The organism is Roseovarius halotolerans, assembly GCF_900172255.1.
Lineage (GTDB): Bacteria > Pseudomonadota > Alphaproteobacteria > Rhodobacterales > Rhodobacteraceae > Roseovarius > Roseovarius halotolerans.
This window is the reverse complement of the sequence record NZ_FWFU01000001.1, coordinates 754,080-777,253: the sequence shown is the minus strand read 5'-3', so window position 1 is coordinate 777,253 and position 23,174 is coordinate 754,080. Positions and strand designations below refer to the sequence as shown.

Sequence of the window (23,174 nt, the reverse complement as noted above, 5' to 3'; positions counted from 1 at the left end):
ACAAAACGCTGTGGCAAAAACAGACAACCCCAAGACGAGGATGTTCAGGTGAGTGACAAGACTGAACAACGCGGCGTCGCCGCTGTAGACCGGGCGCTGGCGATCCTGGCCGCGCTCGAACAATCGACCGTTCCGCGCAATCTCAGCGAGATCGCGCGCGCCACCGGCCTCTACAAAAGCACGATCCTGCGGATTCTCGAGTCCCTTCTCGATGCTGGCTACATCATGCGCGTCGAAGAATCCAAATACGCCCTTGGGCCCATGATCATGCAGCTGGGGCTTGCCTATGAGCGAAGCAATCCTCTGAGGCACATCATCATGCCGGTGATGGAACGGCTGGTCGATCAAGGCACCGAGAGTCCGTCTTTCCATATCCGCCAGACGGCGGACGAGCGGCTCTGCCTGTTCCGGCTCGACTCCCGGCATTCAACGCTCGATCGTGTTCAGGCCGGGGATCGCCTGCCCATACGCCGTGGGGCGGCGGGCAAGGTTCTGCTCGCTTTCAGCGGTGACCTTCCAGATGATCCCAGCCTCCGCCAGATTCATGACGAATGCTTTGCGATTTCCCTGGGGGAACGTGACAAGTTCTGCGCCGGCATCGCAGTTCCGGTCTTTTCAAGTGGTGACAGCCTGATGGGCGCGCTTTCGCTCTCCGGCCCGAAGGAACGGTTCTCGCCCGAGGACGTCGCCAGAATGAAGCAACCGCTGCTAACGGCAGCGCGCGAACTTTCAGAAGCATTGGGCGGGGCATATCCCAAGTCGACCTTGTCCGAGACACTGACCTGAGGGCCACGAACAGTAGTCTCAAACCGGGCGGTCTGCCGCTGCAGCTTGCAGCCATCGGGGCGCGGAGGCGTCCGCGGCGGTCAAAATCAGCCGCCCTTCTAGGTGCGCCGCGCGCAGGAGCAAGCAGAGTCTTGGACGGCGCTGTGGCTGCGGCATCGAAGCCAAGCACTAGCATCAACGTGGTCGAAAAGCACAAGATGTTCTCCTACGGTACTGACGGCGCAAGAACTCTGTACGCGAAGTAATGCTCCCAGTCTCTTGCAGCAACGCCAATTAATAAGAAGTCTGTCTGAAAAGCATGACTTCGATTGGTCTTTTGACGTATCGTTTCTGTAGACCGCATTCGCAGGAGCAACATGGAATTCTTTGAAGCAATCACTGATAATGCAGCACAGCATATAACATGGACGTTAATGTTGATGGGTGGCAGCATTCTGATGGTGATTGGAACATCGCATGTAAGCCCAACAAATTCTAAGCAACGAAGCTTTTATTATCTACTTATCCCGGCATGGATCCTGCTCGCGGCCTCGATGTTCTTCGGTGACAGTGTTCATCGTAGGGTAATCGCCGCTAGGGTTGGCGACCAAGCAACGATCTCCGAAATTATGCCAAAGATTAATTCGGATTTCATTTGCCAGATGAACCTGCTGATAGCGGGAGCGGCGGTCCTAACACTTTGGCTGACATGCTATCTGATATGGTGGATTCATTATCGCAACAACGGATAGGTTGATCGAATGAAGTATCTTGCAAAAGGAATTATTCTGACTTGTATTGCGGCGCTGCCAAACTTTGGACATGCCGCGTCGGGACAAGACAAGAGCCATGTTCCCGGCTGCGAATGTACGATCTTTCCCTTCAAACCCCATCCGCCATGCGCCAACAAGTGTTCCGCTAAATTCATTCAAGAAGTATCCGCTATGGAGCTTGAGGCAAAGCTTGGTATCGACAAAGAGCTACAGTCCAAGATTTTGACATTTCAAATGAATGCCAACTATTGGGCCACAATGGACGAATTTTTCACCACTTCAGACCAATCAGATCTGATGAAAGCCTTGGAAAATGCAGATCGCGAATGGCTGCAAGAAAAGCTTAAGCAAGTGTTTGAAGAGTGAGCAAATCTGTTCACACCTGAAAACTCCGACATACCCCGATAGAAGTTCTGTAGTCAGACATCTCTCCAAATCTCAGCGCCGTAATCACGCCGCAGTATTTTCCTGCGCAAGCGCTTCCCGTGCATTCGTAGCCCCGACCGTGACACGGTTGCACTGAGCTAGAGAAATCGCTCACGACGCCTCTCTCCAGCAAGCGCATATTCAACAGGAGACCTGGTGCGGGTGGAGGGACTTGAACCCCCACGCCTTGCGGCGCCAGAACCTAAATCTGGTGCGTCTACCAATTTCGCCACACCCGCCCGGATCGCGCCACGGCCGATGGATCGGCGGGCGCTGCGGGCGTATCTAGCAAAGCCGCGCGGCCGAGGCGAGTGGAAAATCCGGTCTGGAAACCCACAATGTGGCGCAAAAAAGGCGCGACATTAACCCATTCTTGCCATATTGTGGTGGAAAAACTGAGGCAGTAACAGAGCGAGTAACGCCATGAAACCGAAAACGGTCGGGCGGATCAGCGGCAATGCGACCGCAATGATCCCGAGTGACATTCTCCCCAATTCGGGCCTGATGGCCCAATCCGTCATCCTCACGCTCGAAGGCGAAAAGCCTGTCGGCGACGTGAAACCGGGCGACCGGGTCATCACCCGCGACAGCGGCACCGCGATCGTCACCGCGATCCGTGCGCGCCGCGTTTCGATGCCGGTCGTGCGCATCATGGCCGGCTCGCTGGGCCATACCCGACCCGAACGTGACATGACCCTGCCCGCCGGGCAACAGGTGCTGATCCGCGACTGGCGCGCCAAGGCGCTGTTCGGCCGCGAACAGGCGCTGGTGCCGGTGGAACGGCTGGTGGATGGCGAATTCGTGCGCCACGAACCCAGCCGCGAGGTCACGGTCTGCGATATCGAATTCGCGCGCCCGCATATCCTCTATGTCGACGGCGTCGAAGTGGCCGGCCAGATCGACCCGGCAGCACGGGCCGCCGCGGCCGCCTGATCCCGTCCGACGCGACAGCCGACGCCGCCATATCCTTGGCGGCGGATCCGAGTGTCAGCACCCCAACCTGCGCAGCACCTCCGGGATCGCCTCGGGCAGATCCTCGGCGATGAGGCCCGCGCCCAGGCTGCGCGCGGCCTCCACATGAAGCCATGCCGCGGCCCCGGCCGCCGCCATCGGCGCATGGCCCCGCGCCAGCAGCCCCGCGATCATCCCCGCCAGCACATCGCCCGCCCCCGCCGTTGCCAACCACGGCGCGGCGCGCTCGTAAGCCGCTGCATGCACTGCCGCGGACCCGTCCGGCCCGGCAATCACCGTATCCGCGCCCTTGAACAGCACAACGCATCCGGCCCGCTTCGCCGCCGCCCGCGTCGCGTCCAGCCTGGAAAATGCCGGACCCGTCGTGGCAGGCGCATTCAGCCCTTCCGCAAGATCCGGAAACAGCCGTGCGAATTCCCCGGCATGGGGCGTCAACACGCAGCGATCATGCAGCATCGCGAACAGGCGCTCGGGCGCATCCGTGAAAGCCGACAGCGCATCCGCATCCAGCACCACGCCGGGCGCATGACGCGCAGCGAGCGCCGCACCGGCCAGATCGCGCGCCCGTTCAACCCCCAGCCCCGGCCCAAGGCACAGCCCATTGATCCGCGTATCCTCCAGCACGGCGGCCAGCCCATCGGCGCCATCGACCCGCAGCAGCATCAGCGCGGTGATCTGGCAGGCGACCTCCTGTTGCGCCGAGCCCGGCACGCCCAGCGTGACCAGCCCCGCGCCGATCCGCAGCGCCGCCCGCGCCGCCAGCCGCGCGGCACCCGTCCTGCCCGCACCGCCCGTCAGCACCAGCGCATGACCATGCGTGAACTTGTGCGCCTGCCCCGCCTTGGCGAGCGCCGCGCGATCCGGCGCATCCACAGCCCGCGCCACCCCGTCAGCACCACCGCGCAGCCCGATACCGGCGACCACCGCGTGCCCGCACCGGTCCGGCCCCGCGCCCAGAACATGCCCCAGCTTCAGCGCATGAAACGACACCGTCAGCGCCGCCGCCACCGCCACGCCGCCCAATGCGCGCCCACTGTCGCTGCACAGGCCCGATGGCATATCCACCGCCAATGTCTTCGCACGACACCCCGCATCCGCCGCCTGCGCCAGGGCCCAATCCTTCGCCGCCCCCTCAAGAGGCCGCCCCAGTCCGGTGCCGAACAGCGCATCGACATAAAGATCGGCCCCGTCGGCGCGGCGCGGCGCGTCCTTCAGATCGCCCACCGGCCCCATCTCCCGCCAGCGCGCGCAGTTCACCCCGGCATCGGGCGGCAGCTTTCCGGCATCGCCGTAAAGAAACACCTCCACCTGCCAGCCCCACGCCTTCAGCAGCCGCGCCACGACGAATCCGTCGCCGCCATTGTTCCCCGGCCCGCACAGCACCACGGCCTTGTGCGGCGCGCGGGCCAGGTCCGGCCAATGCGCAAAGATGGCCTCCACCACGCCGCGCCCCGCGCGCTCCATCAGCTCCAGCCCGCTCGCCTCGCCCGACTCGATGGCGGCGCTTTCGATGGCGCGCATCTGCGCCGCGGTCAGCAATTCGGTCATGGCCCCTGCCCTCGCGATTCAATTTCGCCCAACCCGCGGGCGCGTTGCCTAAATTTTGTGCATTTACCTTGACGCATCACCCCGCGCCGTCCCTGCACCATCCTATCCGATTGAGAGCCCCCCTGAGAAGTGGTCTGCAAATCCCCGAGACATTCAAGGCGCGAGGAGGCCCAGCCATGAAGAAGATCGAAGCGATCATCAAACCGTTCAAACTGGACGAGGTGAAAGAGGCGCTGCAAGAGGCCGGCATTCAGGGCCTCAGCGTGCTCGAGGTCAAGGGCTTTGGCCGCCAGAAGGGTCATACCGAACTCTATCGCGGGGCCGAATATGTCGTGGATTTCCTGCCCAAGGTGAAAATCGACGTGGTGATCGACGACGATCAGGTCGATCAGGCCATCGAGGCGATCATCGACGCGGCAAAGACCGACAAGATCGGCGACGGCAAGATCTTCGTCAGCCCGGTTGAACAGGCCATCCGCATCCGCACCGGCGAGACCGGCTCGGACGCGCTCTGACAGACATCCAACGGAATACCCCACCAGAAGAAAGGGACAAGGCCCATGAGCCAGAAAGCAATTCTCCAGCAGATCAAGGAAGAAGACGTCGAGTATGTCGACATCCGCTTCACCGACCCGCGCGGCAAGCTCCAGCACGTCACCGTGATGGCGGACCAGGTCGACGAGGACTTCCTTGAAGAAGGCTTCATGTTCGACGGCTCGTCGATCGCCGGCTGGAAATCGATCGAAGCCTCCGACATGAAGCTGATGCCCGACACCGAGTCGGCCTATATCGACCCGTTCTATGCCGAAAAGACCCTCTGCGTGCATTGCTCGGTGGTCGAGCCCGACACCGGCGAACCCTATAACCGCGACCCGCGCGGCACCGCCGAAAAGGCCGAGGCCTATCTCAAGTCCAGCGGCATCGGCGACGTCGCCTATTTCGGCCCCGAGGCCGAGTTCTTCCTGTTCGACGACGTGCGCTTCTCGAATTCGATCAACAAGGTCTCCTATGAGGTCGACGCGCTCGACGCTTCCTGGAACAGCGACACCGAATACGAGATGGGGAACACGGGCCACCGTCCCGGCGTCAAGGGCGGCTATTTCCCGGTCAACCCGATCGACGACGGTCAGGACATCCGCTCGGAAATGCTCAGCACGATGAAGCGCCTCGGCATGAAGGTCGACAAGCACCACCACGAGGTGGCGTCCTGCCAGCACGAGCTGGGCCTTATCTTCGGCACGCTGACCACGCAGGCCGACGAGCTCCAGAAATACAAGTACGTCATCCATAACGTCGCGCAGGCCTACGGCAAGACCGCGACCTTCATGCCCAAGCCGATCTATGGCGACAACGGCACCGGGATGCACGTGAACATGTCGATCTGGAAAGACGGCAAGCCGCTCTTTGCGGGCGACAAATACGCCGATCTGAGCCAGGAGGCGCTTTACTTCATCGGCGGCATCCTCAAGCACGCCAAGACGCTGAACGCCTTCACCAACCCCTCGACCAACAGCTACAAACGCCTGATTCCGGGCTTTGAAGCACCGGTCCTGCGTGCCTATTCGGCCCGCAACCGCTCGGGCTGCGTGCGTATTCCGTGGACGGAATCGCCCAAGGCCAAGCGCGTCGAGGCCCGCTTCCCCGATCCTTCGGCCAACCCCTATCTCTGCTTCTCGGCGCTGCTGATGGCAGGGCTTGACGGGATCAAGAACAAGATCGATCCGGGCGAGGCGATGGACAAGAACCTCTATGATCTGCCCGCCGAAGAGCTCGAAGGCATCCCCACCGTCTGCGGTTCGCTGCGCGAGGCGCTTGACGCGCTGGCCAACGATCACAGCTTCCTGCTGGCGGGCGATGTGTTCACCAAGGACCAGATCGACGGCTATATCGACCTCAAGATGGAAGAAGTCGAACTCTACGAGCACACGCCCCACCCGGTCGAATTCCAGCTCTATTACAGCTGCTGAACGACCGCTGCGGCAACACGATCCAAAGGCGCCCCCATCCCGGGGCGCCTTTTTTTGGGGCAGTTTCCGCCCGGCAACGGAAACAATCACGCCCCCAACGCACGCATTGCCCAAATGTCTTCGCAATTGAAACAAACCATTTCCGCTATCGCCGTCTAGACAGGTGACACTCGCAACACCCGAAAGACAGGCGAAGAAGATGAACGAACGCATTCACTGGGTGACGGCAGGATTGGTTTTTCTCGGTACGAGAGACATGGACATGGCAGGCTGTGCGCGCCGCGCAGCGGCCGCCATCGAATCCCTTGGCCACAGGGTCACGGGAACCCGTATGCTGTCGGAAGGTGGCGTGCAGATCACCACCTGCTGCCACACGATCCGGCTCGAACTTCAGCGCAATGTCGCCTTTGACGGCATCGAAACGCGCGCGCCGCTCTATCTCGGCCTTTCAATGCCCGAGGGCGCAGGCTCCCGGCGCTGCGAAGGTCAGGATGTGAGCGGGGAAATGGTGCTGACCCATGTGCTCAAGGCGCTGCATTGGCACCTGTCGGCGGATTACGTCCGCTGGGTCGGCGACAGCCGCCTGTTGACGGCCGCCGATTTCGTGCTGATCACCGCCGATCTGCCCGGTATCGCGCCCCAGCCCCATGACATGCCCGCCGCGCTTCAGGGCACGCCCTCGGCGCAACCGGCACGGGCGCGCACCACCGCAGAGGTCGTCTCACCACTCGTGCCATCGGCGTATGACGCGGCGCTTGCGGGCGTGCCCGCCGGCCCCATGAATGGCAGCGCGCAAAGAGGCCACCATCACGACGCCCCGGATGACATCCGCGACGGCACCGGCGAACCCGAGATCGATTCCCTGCGTCAGTTCCTGCGCGAGATCGACGCCAGCGAAACCCGCGACCGCCCCATCTCCGCGCCGATCGCGATCAGCGACCTGCAAAGGCTCGCCGCCTGGCTCATGGCCTATGCGGTCATGCTGTTCGCGCTGCCCGTGGGTCTGGCGCTGCTGGGCGTCAATCTCATCAAGGGCGAGAATCCGCGCCTCGCCTGTCAGGCGGCGGCGCTGACTGGCACGTTTATTGCACTTCAGAGTCACGGGAGCACGGCTCAGGCGATGGCAATCGTCGAGACGCTTCTCTCCTAGGTGCCGTAACGATTGCGCGGCCCATGCCCCTGGCATGGGCCGTTTTTGCTGTTGTCGTGTCGCGCGGCATGGATACACTCAGAAGGGAACGCCGCTCAACCGGAGGCCCTCATGCAAGCTGCCCGCCCTCGCGCTCCCCGTCCGCTCTCTCCCCTCGCCTTCGCCCTATCCCTTGCCTTGGCGCTCGGCGCCGCTCCGGCGGTGCGCGCCGCGCCCTGCGGCAATGATGGCGGCGGTTTCAACGCCTGGAAAGCCGCATTCGCCTCCGAGGCCGCGCGCGCAGGCGTCGGCGACCGCGGCCTGCAGGCGCTGGCCGAAGCACGCTATGCCACCGCCACCATTTCGGCCGACCGCAACCAGAAAAGCTTTCGCTACAGCCTCGACAAGTTCATGCAGGTGCGCGGCGCGGCGACCATCGTCGCGCAGGGGCGCCAACGGCGCGCGCAGAACGCCACCTTCTACAACGCCCTTGAATCGCGCTACGGCGTGCCCGCGGGCGTGCTGATCGCCATTCACGGCATGGAAACGGGTTTCGGCAATTTCATGGGCGACAGCGCGGTCGTCTCGGCGATCACCACGCTGGCCTACGATTGCCGGCGCAGCGATTTCTTCACCCCCCACGCCATCGGCGCGCTCAAACTGGTGGATCGCGGCGCGATCACCGGCGCTACGCGCGGCGCACGCCACGGCGAACTGGGCCACACCCAGTTCCTGCCGGGCAATGCGCTCACCTATGGCGTCGATGGCAATGGCGACGGGCGCGTCGATTTCTACAACCTGACCGACGCGCTCGCCTCGACCGCCAATTTCCTGCGCCAGAAAGGCTGGCGGCCCGGCCAGGGCTACCAGCAGGGCCAGCCCAATTTCGCTGTCATCCAGCAATGGAACGCGGCCACCGTCTATCAACAGGCCATCGCCATCATGGCCGCCAAGATCGACGGCGGAGGCTGAGCGCCACGGATAAGCCGCAATTCCTTCAACTTCGCTTCAAATTCATGTGGTCTGACTCGGGGTAACCGAAAACACCAATGCGGGCACTGAGAGGATTTTCTCATGCAGACCCAAGGCTTTGTTGTCGGTTTCGAGTATCGCGCATGTCCGCGCATGGAATTCAGCGACATTGTCGAGGAATTCGATCTCGCGTTTCGCTTCGTCGATGCGCAGACCCGCGCGTTGATCTGGGATTGCGATGACATCGCCCTGATCGACCGCGAATATGTGCGCGTCGCCCTTGGCTGGCTGCCGCCCGACGATGAGGGCGGCGCATGGTATCTCGTGGCCGCTGTCGGCCCGATCAAAGGCCCCAACAGCGCCCGCATCAACCCCGAAGCCTTTCGTTTCGTCGCCGATCAGATCGAGCAGCGCACGCAGGATTTCCTGCCCGCCGATTCCGTCCTGCGCGGCGACGCGCATCAGCCGGTCGGCCCCGAACTGATCGATTCGGTCTTCGACCTGCTGCGCGAAAGCGCGAAATCCAGATGTGACACCACCGCGCCCCGGCCCGACCCCGCCCCCGATCCCTACGCCGGTTTTTCCGAGGCGATGGACCCGCGCGAGACCATCGGCGACGACGATCAGGACATCATCGACGCCGTGCCGGTCCTGCCGCGCGCCGCCGCCGTGCAGCGTTGGCTCTCCGAGCGGGCCGAGCCGACCAAACCCATGCGCCTGACCATTCACACGCTGGCGCTGACGATGATGCTATACGTGCCCCCCGTCGGCGCCTTCATGTTCGCCTATACGATGCTGCGCGACGTCGTGCCGCTTTCGACCTGACACGGGGCGCGGATCACGTAACTATGGATCGAAAAGACGCAGGCCCGCGTTTCGGGCAGGCGCAGTACGCATTGCCGCTCCGAGCGCAGATAAGGCACCGCATCGCCCCCCTCCGCATCCAGCCTGTCCTCATATAGCGGGGCGACGCGCGGGCACGGCTGGAAAAGGTCCGGCTCTGCGTAACGCAGCGCGTTGAACCGCCACAAGGGCCGCCCCACCTGCACGCCGTCGAACAACCGCTGCACCCGGCGCGCCAGCCCCTCATCATATTCCGGCACCGGCACATGGATCGCGGTCAGCGGCCGACCGATCTTGTCGCCAAGACGCCAGCTTGCCGGGAAGCACAGCACCGCCGCGCTCAGCACATGCTCGTCGCCGCGCTTTTCCATCAGGCACAGATCTTCCTGAACCAGATGCCCCAGCGTGAACATCGGATCGTCGCGCCTGAGCGCCACGCGCACACCGTCCGGGCGCACCACCTCATCCTCGCCGATGTCATAGCCCTCGCCATGACGCGCCAGCCAATCGAGCACGAAAACCAGCAGTTCATCCGCCGCCGCCCGACCCTCGGGCGTGACCGCCAGCACCTCGTCGCGCCGCTCTTTCAAAAGGTGCGCGCGCTCGGCCATCTGTGCGCCGAACACCTCGTCCACCACCAGCCATTCCGCCGGGTCCAGCGGCGCGATCCCCGGCAAGGGGCGCGGCGCATGGGCATCATGCGGGATGGATTGCTGCAATATCTCTGTCATGACGCCATGCTTAGCCAGCCCCGCCGGCCGATGCATCCCGAAAATGCACCACGCCTGGCCTATCCCTTCAGCGGCCCGATCCAACTGTAATCCGTCACCATGCGGTAATCCTTGCGCGGCCCGCGCACCTGCCAGATACAGCGCCACTCCGGCCATCGGCTGAAATCGTATTGGCCGTCATACTGATCGGGATCGCACCAATGCGCACATGCCCCGCCCCGCGCGGGAACGATATGGAAAAAGCGCCCGTCATCGAACCACACCGACAGGTCATCGCGCCACATGTATCGCCTCTGCGCCTGCATCGGCGGCTGGCCCTCGACGCAAAGCTCCCCCGCCTCCTCGCACAGCAACCCTTCTTCGACCCGCCGCCAGACCGCCTCGCCCGTCAGTCCCGCCCGCGTGCCGTCGCCCTGTACGATCCGGCGCGTCATCCGCCAGCGCCCCTCGAAATCGTCCAGCACCCGCGCTTTCATGTCATCGTCGCATCCGGTCAAAGCGTCCCATCCCGGCGCCATCCGCTTGCCGCGCGGCGCCCATCCGTCTAAACCCGCGCCAACCGTTACAGGACAGGCAGAGGCTCGTCACATGATTCCACGCTATTCCCGCCCCGACATGGTCGCCATCTGGGACCCCGCCACCAAGTTTCGCATCTGGTTCGAGATCGAGGCACATGCCTGCGATGCCATGGCGGATCTGGGCGTGATCCCGCGCGAAAACGCCGATGCCGTCTGGAAGGCGAAGGACGTGGAATTCGATGTCGCCCGCATCGACGAGATCGAAGCCGAGACCAAGCATGACGTGATCGCCTTCCTGACGCATCTGGCCGAGCATGTCGGCAGTGACGAGGCGCGCTTCGTGCATCAGGGCATGACCTCTTCGGACGTGCTCGATACCTGCCTCAACGTGCAGCTGACCCGCGCCGCCGATATCCTTCTGGCGGATATGGATGGGCTTCTGGCCGCGCTCAAGCGCCGCGCGCTTGAGCACAAGGACACGGTGCGCGTCGGGCGCAGCCACGGCATCCATGCCGAACCCACCACGATGGGCCTGACCTTCGCGCGCTTTTACGCCGAGATGGACCGCAACCGCGCCCGCCTTCGCGCCGCGCGCGATGAAATCGCCACCGGCGCCATTTCGGGCGCGGTCGGCACCTTCGCCAATATCGACCCGCGCGTCGAGGAACATGTCTGCGCTGAATTGGGTCTCAAGCCCGAACCGATCAGCACGCAGGTCATCCCGCGCGACCGCCACGCCATGTTCTTCGCCACCCTTGGCGTGATCGCCAGCAGCATCGAGAACGTCGCCATCGAGGTGCGCCACATGCAGCGCACCGAGGTTCTGGAAGGGGCGGAATTCTTCTCGATGGGGCAAAAGGGCTCCTCGGCGATGCCGCACAAGAAGAACCCGGTGCTCACCGAGAACCTGACCGGCCTTGCGCGGCTCGTGCGCTCGGCGGTGATCCCGGCGATGGAAAACGTGGCGCTCTGGCACGAACGCGACATCTCGCATTCCTCGGTCGAACGCGCGATCGGGCCGGATGCGACCATCACGCTCGATTTCGCTCTGGCGCGCCTGACGGGCGTGATCGACAAGATGCTGATCTATCCCGACAACATGATGGAAAACATGAACAAGTTTCCCGGCCTCGTGATGTCGCAGCGCGTTCTTCTTGCCCTGACCCAGGCTGGCGTCAGCCGCGAGAACGCCTATGCGATGGTGCAGCGCAACGCGCTCAAGGTGTGGGAGGAACGCCGCGACTTCCGCCAGGAACTTCTGGCCGACCCCGAAGTGGTGGCCGCCCTTGGCGAGGATGGGATCAACGCGAAATTCGACATGGACTACCACACGAAACACGTCGACACGATCTTCGCACGGGTATTCGGCGAGGGCTGAACAGGCGGGATGCGGCGGCTTTTCGCAAATCCGGTTTGGAGCAATCCGCGCGTCATGCTATGATTCTCGCGCTTCAACAGGAGAGATTTGTGATGACCTTCAAGACCCTTCTGACAGCTGCGGCCTTCACCGTCACATCGGCCCTGGCGTCCCATGCCTGCCCGGCGCATGAACAACACACGATGTCCTGCGCCGAAGGCACCGCCTGGGATGCCGACGCCAAGACCTGCGTGCCGCAAACCACCAGCTGACGCGTCTGCACGACAAGACCCTGAAGCCGCGGGGCGCCATCGGGCGCCCCGTTGGCATTTTAGACATTTCTTCACTCCTGCGGTCCTATCATGCAGCCTGATGGCCTGAACGAGGACCGCGATGATGCCGCCCACACAGCTTGCCCGCCTCACGCCCGTGGGGTCCCCCTCGCCGCGCGACGCGCCGCACAGCGCCGCCGCCGCCCGCCTGACCCGCCGCCAGAAGGCGGCGATCATCGTGCGCTTCCTTCTGAAGGAAGGGGCCGACCTGCCACTTGGCGACCTGCCTGATCCGCTTCAGGCCAGCCTCACCACCCAGATGGGCGCGATGCGCTATGTGGACCGCGCCACGCTGGCCGATGTCGTGGCCGAATTCGCCTCCGAGCTCGAGGCGATGGGCCTCACCTTTCCGCGCGGGGTGGCCGGGGCGCTTTCGGCGCTTGACGGACGCATCAGCGCCCAGACCGCCGCGCGCCTGCGCAAGGAGGCCGGTGTGCGCCAGTTCGGCGACCCCTGGGAACAGGTATGCGCCGCGAAACCGGATGCGCTTCTGGGGATCCTCATGCGCGAAAGCACCGAGGTGGCCGCGGTGATGCTCTCGAAACTCGCGACCGAACGCGCCGCCGAACTGCTGGGCCGCCTGCCCGGCGACCGGGCGCGGCGCATCACCTACGCGGTGTCGCGCACCGGCGCGGTCACGCCCGAGGCGGTGGATCGCATCGGCCTCGCGCTCGCGGGGGAACTGCATGACGTGCCCGAAACCGCGTTTGACGCCGGGCCGGTCGAACGTGTCGGCGCAATCCTCAATTCCTCCGCCGCCGCCACCCGCGACGCGGTGCTGAGCGGCCTTGACGAAACCGATGGCGATTTCGCGCGCCTCGTGCGCAAGGCGATCTTCACCTTCGTCCACATCCCCGCGCGCCTCGCACCGCTCGATGTGCCCCGCATCACCCGCGAGGTGGATCAACCCGTGCTGGTCACCGCGCTGGCGGGCGCCACCGCCGCCGGGCTGGGCGATGCGGTGGACTTCATTCTTGCCAACATGTCGCGTCGCATGGCCGACGCCCTGCGCGAGGAGATCGGCGAGCTGGGCGAGGTCAGCCTGACCGACGGCGAAGCCGCCATGAGCCAGGTGGTCAACGCCATCCGCCGGCTCGAGGCCGCGGGCGACATCACCCTCATCGCCGCCCCCGACCCCGATGACACCGCCGACACGGCAGCGCGATCCGATCGCGCGGGCTGATCGCCCAAGGCTTGTGGAAACGCCCCGCGCCGCGTATGTCTGCCTCAAAAATCAGCAGGCGCGACTTGACGATGAGCGACACCAGCACCCCTCCCCTTTCCGACCGGCTGCGCGACACCGCGCTCGGTTTCGCCATGTATGCCCCGATCGCAATGGCGCGGCTGCTGCCCTATCGCTGGCGGGTGCCCTTCATGGGCTGGGTCACCTCGCGCATCATCGCGCCGGTGGCGGGCTATGACGCGCGGGTGCGCGACAACCTCGCCCATGTCCTGCCCGACCTCCCCGAATCCGAAGTCCGCCGCCTGATCCGCGCCGTGCCCGACAATGCCGGGCGCAACATGATCGAACTCTACTCGCCCGACGCCTTCATCGCCCGCGCCCGCAAGGCCCCGGTCGAAGGCCCCGGCCTCGACGTGATCCGCGCCGCGCGCCAGGAGGGACGCCCGGTGATCTTCGTCACCGGCCATTTCGGCAATTTCAACGCCGCGCGCGTGGCCATGATCGAACAGGGCTTCGAGATGGGCGTGTTCTACCGCCCGATGGCCAATGACTTCTTCAACCTGCGCTATACCCGCGCCATGGGAACCATCAGCCAGCCGATGTTCGAACAGGGACGGCGCGGCATGATGCAGATGGTCAAGCACCTGCGCTCGGGCGGCGTTCTGGCGATCCTGACCGATCTCAATTCGCTCGACGGGGTGCCGCTCAACTTTTTCGGCAAACCTGCGCTCTCGCCGCTGGCCACCGCCGAACTGGCGCTCAAATACGATGCGCCGCTGGTGCCGGTCTGGGGCATCCGCGACCCGGACGGGCTCAATTTCCATATCCATGTCGAAAGCCCCGTGCCCGTCAGCGACCCGGTCACGATGACGCAAGAGGTCAATGACCGTCTCGAAGCGCAGGTGCGCGCCCGCATGGATCAATGGTTCTGGATTCACCGCCGCTGGAAAGACGGCACCGGCCCGCTGGCCGAACGCGGCGAGAAACAGCTCGCCGCCTATCGCGACAAGACCTGATTCACCCTCAGATCCACTTCGCCAGCGGCGGCAGGCTCATCAGCACCGCGTTGGCGTCATGCCCCGTGGCCAGCCCAAAGCGCGTGCCCCGGTCATAAACAAGGTTGTATTCCGCATAGAGCCCGCGATGGACAAGCTGCACATCCTTGTCCGCCTCGTTCCAGTCCTGCACCCGGCGCTTTTCCACAAGCGGCACGAAGGCGGGCAGAAAGGCGCGCCCGATATCCTGCGTCAGCGCGAAATCCGCCGCCCAGTCGCCTGAATTGCGGTCATCCATGAAGATCCCGCCGACGCCCCGCGCCCGCTTGCGATGCGGGATATAGAAATACTCGTCCGCCCATTCCTTGAGATGCGGATGAATATCCGCGCCATGCGGGTCCAGATACGCCTTCTGTGTGGCGTGGAAATGCGCGGTATCCTCGTCATACTGAATACAGGGGTTCAGGTCCGACCCACCCCCGAACCACCAGGCGCCCGGCGTCCAGAACATGCGCGTATTCATGTGCACGGCGGGAACATGCGGGTTCTGCATATGCGCCACGAGGCTGATCCCGGACGCCCAGAACCGCGGGTTCTCCGCGATCCCCGGCACGCCGCGCGCCGCCATCGCCTTTTGCGCCGCCTCGCCCAGGGTGCCATAGACCTCGGATACATTGACCCCGACCTTCTCGAACACCCGGCCGCCGCGCATCACGCTCATCAGGCCCCCGCCCGCATCCGAGCCGTCATCGCTGGTGCGGGTGGTCTCGCTCACCTCGAAACGCCCCGGCGCGGACTCGCTCAGAGGGCCGTCGTCATGGCTGTCCTCCAGCGCCTCGAACGTCGCGACGATCTCGTCGCGCAGGGCGCGGAACCACTCGGCCGCCCGGGCCTTCTCTTCGATCATGTCACCGCTCATCGCGCCTCTGGCCTCCCCCTTCGTGTCGTGATCGTCAATGGGCCGGGGCCGCGACCGGATCGAGCAGGCAGCGCCCGCCATCCACCGTCATGATCTGGCCGGTCATGAAACACGACCCGTCACAGGCCAGGTATTGCACCGCCTCGGCCAGTTCCGTGGGCGATGCGATCCGCCCCAGCGGCGTGTGCTCTTCGATATCGGCGCGAAAATCACGGTTCTCGCGCAGCGCATCCTTGAGCGACGCGCTCATCACCGAACCGAACGCCAGCGCATTGACCCGGATGCGGTAGGGCGCCAGCGCCACCGCCATGCTTCGCGTCATCTGGTCCAGCGCGGCGGTCGACACCGAATAGGCCATCAGATCGGGATGAGTGCGCCGGGCCGCGATCGACGACAGGTTCACGATCGTGCCCGCACTGCCCTCTTCCTGGCCTTCGGATTGCTTGATCATGCGCTTGGCGACCATCTGGCTCAGCCTGAGCGACGTCATCAGGTTCTGCTGCAAAAGCTGCTCCATCGCGTCGTCGTCGGGATTGAGCGCATCCGACGGCATCACCTGGCGCGAGGCATTGACCAGGATATCCACCTGGTCAAAGGCGTCGATCGTCGCCGAGAGCAGGTTCGCCAGCGTCAGCCGCTCGCGCAGGTCGCCCGCGAAATAGCGGATATTCTCCGCGTCTTCATTCGCGCCCAGCTCCTTGACCAGACGGTCCTCGTCCATGTCCGCGAACATGACATTGGCGCCCTTGTCGGCAAAATGCCGGCCAATGGCCAGCCCGATGCCGTTGGCACCGCCGGTCACGATGGCGGTCTTGCCGGAGATGGAAAAAGACATGTGCAGACCTCTCTGATGATTCCGCCGCGCGCCACTCTAGGGCAGATCACCGCCCTTTACGAGATGGCCCCCGCCCGTGCAGGATCTTGAAGCGCGTGTCCCCTGCCGCTTCCTCGACACGGGTGAAATGGCGTTCCATCTCCGCCTCGTAAGGCAAATGCCGGTTCGCCACCAGCCACAACTGGCCACCCGGTTTCAGGCAGGCCGCGGCGGCGCGGATAAAGGCACGGCCCAGTTCCGGGTCGGCCTCGCGCCCGGTGTGAAAGGGCGGGTTGGTGATGACACAATCCAGCGCCGTGTCCGGGCGCCAGCGCGTGGCGTCCTCCCAATGCAGCAAGACGCGTGCATCGGGCAGGTTCTGGCGCGCGCAGCCAAGCGCGGCGTGATCGGCCTCGATCAGGTGCAGCGCCTCGATCTCGTCGCGCCCCTCCAGCGCCCGCGCGCTCAGATAGCCCCAGCCGCCGCCGAGATCCGCCAGCGTCTTGCCCAGCTTCGCGGGCAGGTGATCGGCCAGGAACCGCGAGGCCGGGTCGATCCCGTCGGCCGAAAAGACCCCCGGCGCGGTGACGAAACCGCCCTCGATCGTATCGGGGCCATGCGCCGCCCAATCCTCGAATCCCGGCCCGGCGGGAAAGCTGAACAGCTTGCCATGCGCCTTGTTGACCGGCCCGGTGACGATGGCGCGCTTGCGGCACTCCTTGAGCACCGATTCGACGCCGTCGGTCTTGGCGCCGTCCACGATCACCGGCCCGTCCGTGACCGCCACCGCCTCGGCGATCAGCGCCCGCGCGCGCGCCTTGGCGCGCGGCAGGCAGACCAGCGCCGCGCCGTAACGCCCCTCGGGCGCGACCGCGCAGGCATATCCCAGCCCCGCGAAATAGTCGTGATCGGGGCGAAATCCTGTGATGACGTGACAGAACGCCTTGGGCAGCGGCGAGAGGTCATCGCCCTCGCGCGGCGCGAACACGGCGATCCGCGCCGCCTCGGGCAGGACCAGATCGCCCGCCTCGAGGGCCAGCGACAGGCGTATGGGGCTGCGCATGGCGGTGCCTACCTATTCTTTTTCCATGGTGCATTGCAGGGGGTGCTGATAGCGGCGCGCGAAATCCATCACCTGCGCGACCTTCGTCTCGGCGATCTCGTGGCTGAACACGCCCACCACCGCAACGCCCTTCTTGTGGACCGTCAGCATCACCTCGAAGGCCTGCGCGTGGTTCATGCCGAAAAACCGCTCCAGCACCGCGACCACGAATTCCATCGGCGTGTAATCGTCATTCAGCAGCAGGACCTTGTAAAGCGGCGGACGCTTGGTGCGGCCACGCGTCTTGACGACGACCGAGGTATCGCCCTCGTCCCCGCCATCATCGCCGGCCCTCCATTGATCGAATTCGGTCATGATCTTCCATGCGCTGCTTGGTCTCGCGTCGTGACGACAGAATATAACTTGTCTCACCGGCGAGAAAAGGGGCAGCGGCACCGCAACCCCGAAAGATTTCGCTCAGCAGGCCGGGTTCATTTCAGTTCGGCGACCGCCGCGATCGGGCCGTGGCCCGCGTGCTGCAAAAGCACCACCACCGGCAAACTGCCCTCGATGGGCATTTCCATCGCCAGCGGCGCGGCGGTATCCCATTCGCCCGCGATGCGCCAGTCGGTCACGATATTGGAGTAATCCAGGTCCCGCCCGGCATTCTCGCCGCTTCTCACCTCGACCGTCTCGCGCGGCAGATAGCGCACCACCTGGACCAGCAGCTTCCCCTTGATCGGCTCGGGCGCCTGCGCCGAGATCGTCAGCTGCCCGTCATGGCGCGTCACCGCCAGCGCCACCTCTGGCGTTTGCGCACGCTGGGTGGCAATGAGGTCGGCGATCTTCATCTCCTTGGTGCCGACCACCTCGTGCTCGCCGCCGATCACCATCTGGGGCGTATAGACCATGTGCTTGCCATGTGCATAGGCATAGGCCTTCTGGCGGGCGGTAAAGGCGGGGCTGGCGAAACTGTCCTTCCAGCCGATGTAATCCCAGTAATCCACATGCAGCGCCAATGCGACCACGTCGTCGCGCTCGGCCAGCTCGCGCAGCAGCGCATCGGCGGGCGGACAGGAGGAACACCCCTGCGAGGTGAACAGCTCCACCACCACCCGGCGATCCTCGCCCGCCTGCGCGCCCGGTGCGGCGACCATGGCCATGAAAGCGGCCAGCAAGAGGATCGGGATCGGGATCGCCCGGCGTCTCGGCATTGTCATCTTGGTGCTCTTTCGCGGGGCTCTGGGTGCCTGGGTCATAGGAACTCGCTTCATCATCCTTCCTATCTAGTCCGGCCTGAAATGACCAATCAAGGTTTTGCGAGACCCGGTGATCTCCGGGGGGACCGGCCCCGCGGCTGACGTAACGGCACGAATCCACCGATTTTCTGTGTGCAATAGTATACAAATTGCACCCGACCCCCTTGATCGGTCTTTTCAAATAGGTCAGAAGCAAGCCAGCGAATTCCTGCCTTGAGAGTGAAAGGAAGGCCAGATGCCCATCACCGTCGGACATGACACCGCCAAGACACGCAAGACCCTCAGCGTGAATGGCAAAAGCTACGCCTATTATTCCATCAAGGCCGCCGAACAGGCCGGCCTCGGCGATTTCTCCCGCCTGCCCGCCGCCCTGCGCGTCGTGCTCGAGAACATGCTGCGCTTCGAGGACGGCAAGACCGTCACCACCGATGACATCAAGGCGTTCTCGGACTGGGCCGACAATGGCGGCAAGGGCAACCGCGAACTCGCCTATCGCCCGGCCCGCGTCCTGATGCAGGATTTCACCGGCGTGCCCGCCGTGGTCGACCTTGCCGCGATGCGCGACGGGATCAAGGCGCTTGGCGGCGACCCCCAGCAGATCAACCCGCTGAACCCCGTCGACCTCGTGATCGACCACTCGGTCATGATCGACGAATTCGGCAATCCCCGCGCCTTCCAGATGAACGTGGACCGCGAATACGAGCGCAACATGGAACGCTACCAGTTCCTGAAATGGGGCCAGGGCGCGTTCAACAATTTCCGCGTGGTGCCGCCGGGCACCGGCATCTGCCACCAGGTCAATCTTGAATATCTCGCGCAGACCGTCTGGACCGACAAGGACCAGAACGGCGACGAAGTCGCCTATCCCGACACGCTGGTCGGCACCGACAGCCACACCACCATGGTCAACGGCGCCGCCGTTCTGGGTTGGGGCGTCGGCGGGATCGAGGCCGAGGCCGCGATGCTGGGCCAGCCGATCTCGATGCTGATCCCCGAAGTGGTCGGTTTCGAGCTGACCGGCGCCATGATCGAAGGCACCACCGGCACCGACCTCGTGCTGAAGGTCGTCGAAATGCTGCGCAAGAAGGGCGTTGTCGGCAAGTTCGTCGAATTCTACGGCGACGGGCTTGATAACCTGCCGCTGGCGGACCGCGCCACCATCGCCAACATGGCCCCCGAATACGGCGCAACCTGCGGTTTCTTCCCGATCGACGACGAAACCCTGCGCTACCTGCGCAACACCGGACGCGACGAGGACCGGCTTGCACTGGTCGAAGCCTATGCCAAGGAAAACGGCTTCTGGCGCGATGCCAGCTACGCGCCGGTCTATACCGATACGCTCAGCCTCGACATGGGCACCATCGTGCCCGCCATCTCCGGGCCGAAACGTCCGCAGGATTACGTTGCGCTCGATCAGGCCGCATCGAACTTCTTCGACGTGGTCGCCGATTACCGCGGCGAGGACGAAGGCCGCGCCGCCAATGACATGGCCGCTGAAGGCCCCGCGCCCGACGCCATGATCGACCCGCGCAAGACCGCCGAGGTCGAGGGCGAGGATTACACCCTGCGCGACGGCTCGGTGGTGATCGCCTCGATCACCTCCTGCACCAACACCTCGAACCCCTATGTCATGATCGGCGCCGGGCTGGTGGCGCGCAAGGCGCGCGAACTGGGGCTGAACCGCAAGCCCTGGGTCAAGACCTCGCTCGCCCCGGGCAGCCAGGTGGTGTCGCATTACCTCGAGGCCGCCGGCCTGCAAGAGGATCTCGACGCCATCGGGTTCAACCTCGTGGGGTATGGTTGCACCACCTGCATTGGCAACTCCGGCCCGCTGCAGGAGGAAATCTCGAAGGCGGTCAACGACAACGACCTGATCGCGACCTCGGTTCTCTCGGGCAACCGCAACTTCGAGGGGCGGATTTCGCCCGACGTGCGCGCCAACTACCTGGCCTCGCCGCCGCTGGTCGTGGTCTATGCCATCGCAGGCGACATGAATATCGACCTCACCAACGACCCGATCGGCACCGACAAGGACGGCAAGGATGTCTATATGAAGGACATCTGGCCGACCCAGGCGGAAATCGCCGAACTGGTCGAGCGCACCGTCACCCGCGAGGCGTTCCAGTCGAAATATGCCGACGTCTTCAAGGGCGACGACAAATGGCAGTCGGTCGAAACCTCCGACGCCGAAACCTATGACTGGCCGCCGCAATCGACCTATGTGCAGAACCCGCCCTACTTCCAGGGCATGTCGAAAGAGGCCGGGACCATCTCGGACATCAAGGGCGCGCGGATCCTGGCGCTGCTGGGCGACATGGTCACCACCGACCACATCTCGCCCGCAGGCAGCTTCAAACCCTCAACGCCCGCCGGTGAATACCTGACCGAACGCCAGGTGCCGGTGCGCGAGTTCAACTCCTACGGTTCGCGGCGCGGCAATCACGAGGTGATGATGCGCGGCACCTTCGCCAATATCCGCATCCGCAACGAGATGCTGGACGGGGTCGAAGGCGGCTATACGCTCGGACCGGACGGCGAGCAGACCTCGATCTTCGACGCCGCGATGGCGTGGCAGGAACAGGACGTGCCGCTGGTCATCGTCGCGGGCGAGCAATACGGCGCCGGCTCCAGCCGTGACTGGGCCGCCAAAGGCACAAGCCTGCTGGGCGTGAAGGCCGTGATCGCCGAAAGCTACGAACGCATCCACCGCTCGAACCTGGTGGGCATGGGCGTCGTTCCCTTTGAGTTCACCGGCGGCGACACCCGCAAGACGCTCGGGCTCAAGGGTGACGAGAGCTTCGACATCACCGGCCTCGAGGGCGACATGAAACCCCAGGCCGAGATCCCCTGCACCATCACCTATGGCGACGGCACGACAAAGGAGATCACCCTGAAGTCGCGCATCGATACGGCGGTGGAAAAGGAATATGTCGAGAACGGCGGCGTGCTGCACTACGTGCTGCGCAATCTCGCCCGCTCCGCCGCCTGATTGCGGCACGACGGCATCGGTATCAGGGGCGGCCTTCGGGCCGCCCTTTTCGTTTCTGCAGGCCAAGGCCGGGGGGCCAGCCCCCCGGCCCCCCCGAGGTATTTTCAGCCAGATGAAGGGATGGGTTCGGAGTTCTGTACCGATCTCTCCGGCACTTCGGCGATTTGAGTACAAAACCGGCGTACAAAACGGACGTTTCGTACAGAACTCAGCGTGCCTTTTCGATGGCAGGCAGGATCTGGTTTTGCATCACGCGATCGGTGATCGGCCCGGCAAAGCGCAGAATGATTTTTCCTTTTCCGTCAATGACATAGGTTTCCGGCACGCCGTAGACACCCCAGTCAAGCGCCATGCGCCCGCCTGAATCGGCACCGATTGCGGTGTAAGGGTCTCCCAGATCATTCAGGAATTTCAATGCCTTGGCAGGCTTGTCCTTGTAATTCACGCCGTAAATCGTGACGCCCTGCGCGGCAAGTTCTTCAAGATTGGGATGTTCCACCCGGCACGGCGCGCACCAACTGGCCCAGTAATTCACAAGCTTCACCTCGCCGTCGCGCAAGTCACTGTCATTAAACAGTTTCTTGTCCCCCAGCTGCGTCACCTGAACCGCCGGGGCGGATTTCCCCTCAAGCGCCGAGGGCAACTCGTCGGGGTTCTCGCGCAGCATGCCGACGTAGAAAAGCACCGCCAATCCCGCGAAAATGACCGGCGGCAGGATCATCAGGGGCGACAGTTTAGCCATCTCTTTTCGCTTTCGATTCAATGTCTTCAAGCTGTTTCTTGACGCGCCTTGCGCGCCGAAGGCTGGCCCAGACCAGCACCACCAGCAATGCGATCGACACGCCGTAAGAGGACAGCACCGCCTCGGCATATTTCCCCAGATCCGGCATCATCCCATCCGCTCCCGCGCCAACAATGCCCGCGTGCGGCGCGCGCGGATTTCGGTCTGTGTTCGCAGGAACACCAAGGCTATGAAAAGTAACACAAATCCGGCGATGCAGACCAGCAGCGGATAGTAGAAGACATCCGCCACGTTCTCTTCCTTGTCGAGGCTCAGCGAGGCGCCCTGGTGTAATCCCTGGTTCCAGAAATTCACCGCATAGCGGCTGAGCAGCGCAAAGACCGACCCCACCAGGCAAAGAATGCTGGTCAGATCCGCCGCCGTGTCGTCATCCTCGATCGCCGCCCAAAGGGCCATGTATCCGAGATAAAACAGAAAAAGGATGAGGAACGAGGTCAGGCGCGGATCCCAGGCCCACCATGTGCCCCACATCGGCTGCCCCCAGATCGCCCCGGTCGCCAGCGCGATCACCGTCATCACCGCCCCTACCGGCGCCGCCGCCCGCGCCGCCAGCGCGCTGACATGATGACGCCGCACGATCCAGACCAATGACGTGACCAGCATCATCAACCATGCATTGATCGCCATGAGGGCGCTAGGCACATGAATATAAATGATTTTTACAGTCGACCCCTGACGGTAATCCTCAGGCGTGAAAAAGAACCCCCAGACCAGCCCGACAACCAGCGACACGATCGCCAGGATCGAAATCCAGGGCAGAACCCGGTCGGTCGCCTGGATGAACTTCTTGGGGTTCGCATAGGCCCAGAGAGCGTTGAGGTTCATTCCGATTCCCGTT

Annotated in this window: 25 protein-coding genes and 1 tRNA gene; 14 read left to right on the top strand and 12 right to left on the bottom strand. The window is 63.9% G+C overall.

What is annotated here, in order from left to right; translation table 11 throughout:
• The first annotated feature begins 48 nt into the window (after nt 1–48).
• The 3 genes from ROH8110_RS03825 to ROH8110_RS18420 all read left to right on the top strand — a co-directional run bounded on the left by ROH8110_RS03825 (nt 49) and on the right by ROH8110_RS18420 (nt 1,904).
• Nucleotides 49–786, top strand: coding sequence for an IclR family transcriptional regulator (locus ROH8110_RS03825; protein WP_085816385.1), 738 nt, complete (start codon nt 49–51; stop codon nt 784–786).
• A gap of 356 nt (nt 787–1,142) precedes the next feature.
• Nucleotides 1,143–1,517 carry a hypothetical protein gene (locus ROH8110_RS03820; protein ID WP_085816384.1) on the top strand — a complete coding sequence of 125 codons (375 nt, stop codon included), beginning with the start codon at nt 1,143–1,145 and terminating at the stop codon, nt 1,515–1,517.
• Nucleotides 1,518–1,526: 9 nt separating this feature from the next.
• Nucleotides 1,527–1,904 (top strand): hypothetical protein, encoded by a 378-nt coding sequence (locus tag ROH8110_RS18420; protein ID WP_139837380.1) that lies wholly within the window; start codon nt 1,527–1,529, stop codon nt 1,902–1,904.
• A gap of 214 nt (nt 1,905–2,118) precedes the next feature.
• On the opposite strand, the gene ROH8110_RS03810 is transcribed toward ROH8110_RS18420, so the two are convergent.
• Nucleotides 2,119–2,203, bottom strand: a tRNA-Leu gene (locus ROH8110_RS03810).
• Nucleotides 2,204–2,387: 184 nt separating this feature from the next.
• Between ROH8110_RS03810 and ROH8110_RS03805 the strand changes: the two genes are divergently transcribed.
• Nucleotides 2,388–2,897 (top strand): Hint domain-containing protein, encoded by a 510-nt coding sequence (locus tag ROH8110_RS03805; RefSeq protein WP_085816382.1) that lies wholly within the window; start codon nt 2,388–2,390, stop codon nt 2,895–2,897.
• 54 nt (nt 2,898–2,951) lie between these two features.
• Here ROH8110_RS03805 and ROH8110_RS03800 read toward each other — a convergent pair whose 3' ends face one another.
• Nucleotides 2,952–4,484, bottom strand: a complete 1,533-nt coding sequence (locus tag ROH8110_RS03800) for an NAD(P)H-hydrate dehydratase (protein WP_085816381.1) — start codon at nt 4,482–4,484, stop codon at nt 2,952–2,954.
• A 176-nt stretch (nt 4,485–4,660) separates the two neighbouring features.
• Here ROH8110_RS03800 and ROH8110_RS03795 point away from each other — a divergent pair, with 176 nt between their 5' ends.
• The 5 genes from ROH8110_RS03795 (at nt 4,661) to ROH8110_RS03775 (ending at nt 9,377) form a co-directional block, all read left to right on the top strand.
• On the top strand, nt 4,661–4,999 hold the full coding sequence (locus ROH8110_RS03795) for a P-II family nitrogen regulator (protein ID WP_085816380.1): 339 nt from the start codon (nt 4,661–4,663) through the stop codon (nt 4,997–4,999).
• Nucleotides 5,000–5,044: 45 nt separating this feature from the next.
• On the top strand, nt 5,045–6,451 hold the full coding sequence (gene glnA, locus ROH8110_RS03790; RefSeq protein ID WP_085816379.1) for a type I glutamate--ammonia ligase: 1,407 nt from the start codon (nt 5,045–5,047) through the stop codon (nt 6,449–6,451).
• A 163-nt stretch (nt 6,452–6,614) separates the two neighbouring features.
• Entirely contained in the window at nt 6,615–7,601 is a 987-nt protein-coding gene (locus tag ROH8110_RS03785; protein ID WP_139837379.1) for a hypothetical protein, read from the top strand.
• Between the two features lie 111 nt (nt 7,602–7,712).
• Nucleotides 7,713–8,552, top strand: a complete 840-nt coding sequence (locus tag ROH8110_RS03780) for a lytic murein transglycosylase (protein WP_085816377.1) — start codon at nt 7,713–7,715, stop codon at nt 8,550–8,552.
• A 102-nt stretch (nt 8,553–8,654) separates the two neighbouring features.
• The gene (locus ROH8110_RS03775) at nt 8,655–9,377 is read left to right on the top strand and encodes a hypothetical protein (protein WP_085816376.1); all 723 of its coding nucleotides are present in this window, start codon (nt 8,655–8,657) and stop codon (nt 9,375–9,377) included.
• Here the strand turns inward: ROH8110_RS03775 and ROH8110_RS03770 are convergent.
• The gene (locus tag ROH8110_RS03770; RefSeq protein ID WP_085816982.1) at nt 9,338–10,126 is read right to left on the bottom strand and encodes a heme-dependent oxidative N-demethylase family protein; all 789 of its coding nucleotides are present in this window, start codon (nt 10,124–10,126) and stop codon (nt 9,338–9,340) included. The two genes, ROH8110_RS03775 and ROH8110_RS03770, sit on opposite strands and share 40 nt — an antisense overlap.
• Nucleotides 10,127–10,185: 59 nt before the next feature.
• Nucleotides 10,186–10,623, bottom strand: a complete 438-nt coding sequence (locus tag ROH8110_RS03765) for a DUF6314 family protein (RefSeq protein ID WP_306372201.1) — start codon at nt 10,621–10,623, stop codon at nt 10,186–10,188.
• Nucleotides 10,624–10,714: 91 nt separating this feature from the next.
• Between ROH8110_RS03765 and purB the strand changes: the two genes are divergently transcribed.
• The 4 genes from purB to ROH8110_RS03745 all read left to right on the top strand — a co-directional run bounded on the left by purB (nt 10,715) and on the right by ROH8110_RS03745 (nt 14,532).
• A complete protein-coding gene (purB, locus tag ROH8110_RS03760) occupies nt 10,715–12,022 on the top strand; it encodes an adenylosuccinate lyase (protein WP_085816374.1) in 1,308 nt (435 codons plus the stop codon).
• 92 nt (nt 12,023–12,114) lie between these two features.
• Nucleotides 12,115–12,273, top strand: coding sequence for a carbohydrate-binding module family 14 protein (locus ROH8110_RS03755; RefSeq protein WP_121143657.1), 159 nt, complete (start codon nt 12,115–12,117; stop codon nt 12,271–12,273).
• Between the two features lie 121 nt (nt 12,274–12,394).
• A complete protein-coding gene (locus tag ROH8110_RS03750; RefSeq protein ID WP_170156446.1) occupies nt 12,395–13,516 on the top strand; it encodes a flagellar motor switch protein FliG in 1,122 nt (373 codons plus the stop codon).
• 71 nt (nt 13,517–13,587) lie between these two features.
• Entirely contained in the window at nt 13,588–14,532 is a 945-nt protein-coding gene (locus tag ROH8110_RS03745; protein ID WP_085816372.1) for a lysophospholipid acyltransferase family protein, read from the top strand.
• Nucleotides 14,533–14,539: 7 nt separating this feature from the next.
• On the opposite strand, the gene hemF is transcribed toward ROH8110_RS03745, so the two are convergent.
• The 5 genes from hemF to ROH8110_RS03720 all read right to left on the bottom strand — a co-directional run bounded on the left by hemF (nt 14,540) and on the right by ROH8110_RS03720 (nt 18,506).
• A complete protein-coding gene (hemF, locus tag ROH8110_RS03740) occupies nt 14,540–15,430 on the bottom strand; it encodes an oxygen-dependent coproporphyrinogen oxidase (RefSeq protein ID WP_085816980.1) in 891 nt (296 codons plus the stop codon).
• Between the two features lie 34 nt (nt 15,431–15,464).
• Nucleotides 15,465–16,265, bottom strand: coding sequence for an SDR family NAD(P)-dependent oxidoreductase (locus ROH8110_RS03735; RefSeq protein ID WP_085816371.1), 801 nt, complete (start codon nt 16,263–16,265; stop codon nt 15,465–15,467).
• Nucleotides 16,266–16,311: 46 nt separating this feature from the next.
• A complete protein-coding gene (locus tag ROH8110_RS03730) occupies nt 16,312–17,307 on the bottom strand; it encodes a class I SAM-dependent methyltransferase (protein ID WP_085816370.1) in 996 nt (331 codons plus the stop codon).
• A gap of 12 nt (nt 17,308–17,319) precedes the next feature.
• Nucleotides 17,320–17,661 carry an ATP-dependent Clp protease adapter ClpS gene (clpS, locus tag ROH8110_RS03725; protein WP_085816369.1) on the bottom strand — a complete coding sequence of 114 codons (342 nt, stop codon included), beginning with the start codon at nt 17,659–17,661 and terminating at the stop codon, nt 17,320–17,322.
• 116 nt (nt 17,662–17,777) lie between these two features.
• Complete coding sequence (locus tag ROH8110_RS03720; RefSeq protein WP_245962755.1) at nt 17,778–18,506, bottom strand: DUF1223 domain-containing protein; 729 nt, start codon at nt 18,504–18,506, stop codon at nt 17,778–17,780.
• A gap of 274 nt (nt 18,507–18,780) precedes the next feature.
• Between ROH8110_RS03720 and acnA the strand changes: the two genes are divergently transcribed.
• Complete coding sequence (gene acnA, locus ROH8110_RS03715; protein ID WP_085816367.1) at nt 18,781–21,534, top strand: aconitate hydratase AcnA; 2,754 nt, start codon at nt 18,781–18,783, stop codon at nt 21,532–21,534.
• A gap of 208 nt (nt 21,535–21,742) precedes the next feature.
• Here the strand turns inward: acnA and ROH8110_RS03710 are convergent, their stop codons facing one another.
• The 3 genes from ROH8110_RS03710 to ROH8110_RS03700 are packed head-to-tail and all read right to left on the bottom strand — an operon-like array spanning nt 21,743 to nt 23,161.
• Nucleotides 21,743–22,276 carry a DsbE family thiol:disulfide interchange protein gene (locus ROH8110_RS03710; protein ID WP_121143627.1) on the bottom strand — a complete coding sequence of 178 codons (534 nt, stop codon included), beginning with the start codon at nt 22,274–22,276 and terminating at the stop codon, nt 21,743–21,745.
• The gene (gene ccmD / locus ROH8110_RS03705; RefSeq protein ID WP_176236581.1) at nt 22,269–22,427 is read right to left on the bottom strand and encodes a heme exporter protein CcmD; all 159 of its coding nucleotides are present in this window, start codon (nt 22,425–22,427) and stop codon (nt 22,269–22,271) included. Before ccmD ends, ROH8110_RS03710 begins: the two co-directional genes overlap by 8 nt.
• Nucleotides 22,424–23,161: a heme ABC transporter permease gene (locus ROH8110_RS03700; RefSeq protein WP_085816366.1), complete on the bottom strand. Its 738-nt coding sequence runs from the start codon at nt 23,159–23,161 to the stop codon at nt 22,424–22,426. The genes ccmD and ROH8110_RS03700 overlap by 4 nt, the downstream gene beginning before the upstream one ends.
• Between the last annotated feature and the right edge of the window lie 13 nt (nt 23,162–23,174).

Excerpts from the sequence above, each read along its gene's own strand:
- ROH8110_RS03820 (WP_085816384.1), top strand. The coding sequence starts at position 1,143 with ATGGAATTCTTTGAAGCAATCACTGATAATGCAGCACAGCATATAACA.
- ROH8110_RS18420 (WP_139837380.1), top strand. The coding sequence starts at position 1,527 with ATGAAGTATCTTGCAAAAGGAATTATTCTGACTTGTATTGCGGCGCTG.
- ROH8110_RS03805 (WP_085816382.1), top strand. The coding sequence starts at position 2,388 with ATGAAACCGAAAACGGTCGGGCGGATCAGCGGCAATGCGACCGCAATG.
- ROH8110_RS03800 (WP_085816381.1), bottom strand. The coding sequence starts at position 4,484 with ATGACCGAATTGCTGACCGCGGCGCAGATGCGCGCCATCGAAAGCGCC.
- ROH8110_RS03795 (WP_085816380.1), top strand. The coding sequence starts at position 4,661 with ATGAAGAAGATCGAAGCGATCATCAAACCGTTCAAACTGGACGAGGTG.
- glnA (WP_085816379.1), top strand. The coding sequence starts at position 5,045 with ATGAGCCAGAAAGCAATTCTCCAGCAGATCAAGGAAGAAGACGTCGAG.
- ROH8110_RS03780 (WP_085816377.1), top strand. The coding sequence starts at position 7,713 with ATGCAAGCTGCCCGCCCTCGCGCTCCCCGTCCGCTCTCTCCCCTCGCC.
- ROH8110_RS03775 (WP_085816376.1), top strand. The coding sequence starts at position 8,655 with ATGCAGACCCAAGGCTTTGTTGTCGGTTTCGAGTATCGCGCATGTCCG.
- ROH8110_RS03770 (WP_085816982.1), bottom strand. The coding sequence starts at position 10,126 with ATGACAGAGATATTGCAGCAATCCATCCCGCATGATGCCCATGCGCCG.
- purB (WP_085816374.1), top strand. The coding sequence starts at position 10,715 with ATGATTCCACGCTATTCCCGCCCCGACATGGTCGCCATCTGGGACCCC.
- ROH8110_RS03755 (WP_121143657.1), top strand. The coding sequence starts at position 12,115 with ATGACCTTCAAGACCCTTCTGACAGCTGCGGCCTTCACCGTCACATCG.
- ROH8110_RS03750 (WP_170156446.1), top strand. The coding sequence starts at position 12,395 with ATGATGCCGCCCACACAGCTTGCCCGCCTCACGCCCGTGGGGTCCCCC.
- ROH8110_RS03745 (WP_085816372.1), top strand. The coding sequence starts at position 13,588 with ATGAGCGACACCAGCACCCCTCCCCTTTCCGACCGGCTGCGCGACACC.
- hemF (WP_085816980.1), bottom strand. The coding sequence starts at position 15,430 with ATGAGCGGTGACATGATCGAAGAGAAGGCCCGGGCGGCCGAGTGGTTC.
- ROH8110_RS03735 (WP_085816371.1), bottom strand. The coding sequence starts at position 16,265 with ATGTCTTTTTCCATCTCCGGCAAGACCGCCATCGTGACCGGCGGTGCC.
- ROH8110_RS03730 (WP_085816370.1), bottom strand. The coding sequence starts at position 17,307 with ATGCGCAGCCCCATACGCCTGTCGCTGGCCCTCGAGGCGGGCGATCTG.
- clpS (WP_085816369.1), bottom strand. The coding sequence starts at position 17,661 with ATGACCGAATTCGATCAATGGAGGGCCGGCGATGATGGCGGGGACGAG.
- ROH8110_RS03720 (WP_245962755.1), bottom strand. The coding sequence starts at position 18,506 with ATGACAATGCCGAGACGCCGGGCGATCCCGATCCCGATCCTCTTGCTG.
- acnA (WP_085816367.1), top strand. The coding sequence starts at position 18,781 with ATGCCCATCACCGTCGGACATGACACCGCCAAGACACGCAAGACCCTC.
- ROH8110_RS03710 (WP_121143627.1), bottom strand. The coding sequence starts at position 22,276 with ATGGCTAAACTGTCGCCCCTGATGATCCTGCCGCCGGTCATTTTCGCG.
- ccmD (WP_176236581.1), bottom strand. The coding sequence starts at position 22,427 with ATGATGCCGGATCTGGGGAAATATGCCGAGGCGGTGCTGTCCTCTTAC.
- ROH8110_RS03700 (WP_085816366.1), bottom strand. The coding sequence starts at position 23,161 with ATGAACCTCAACGCTCTCTGGGCCTATGCGAACCCCAAGAAGTTCATC.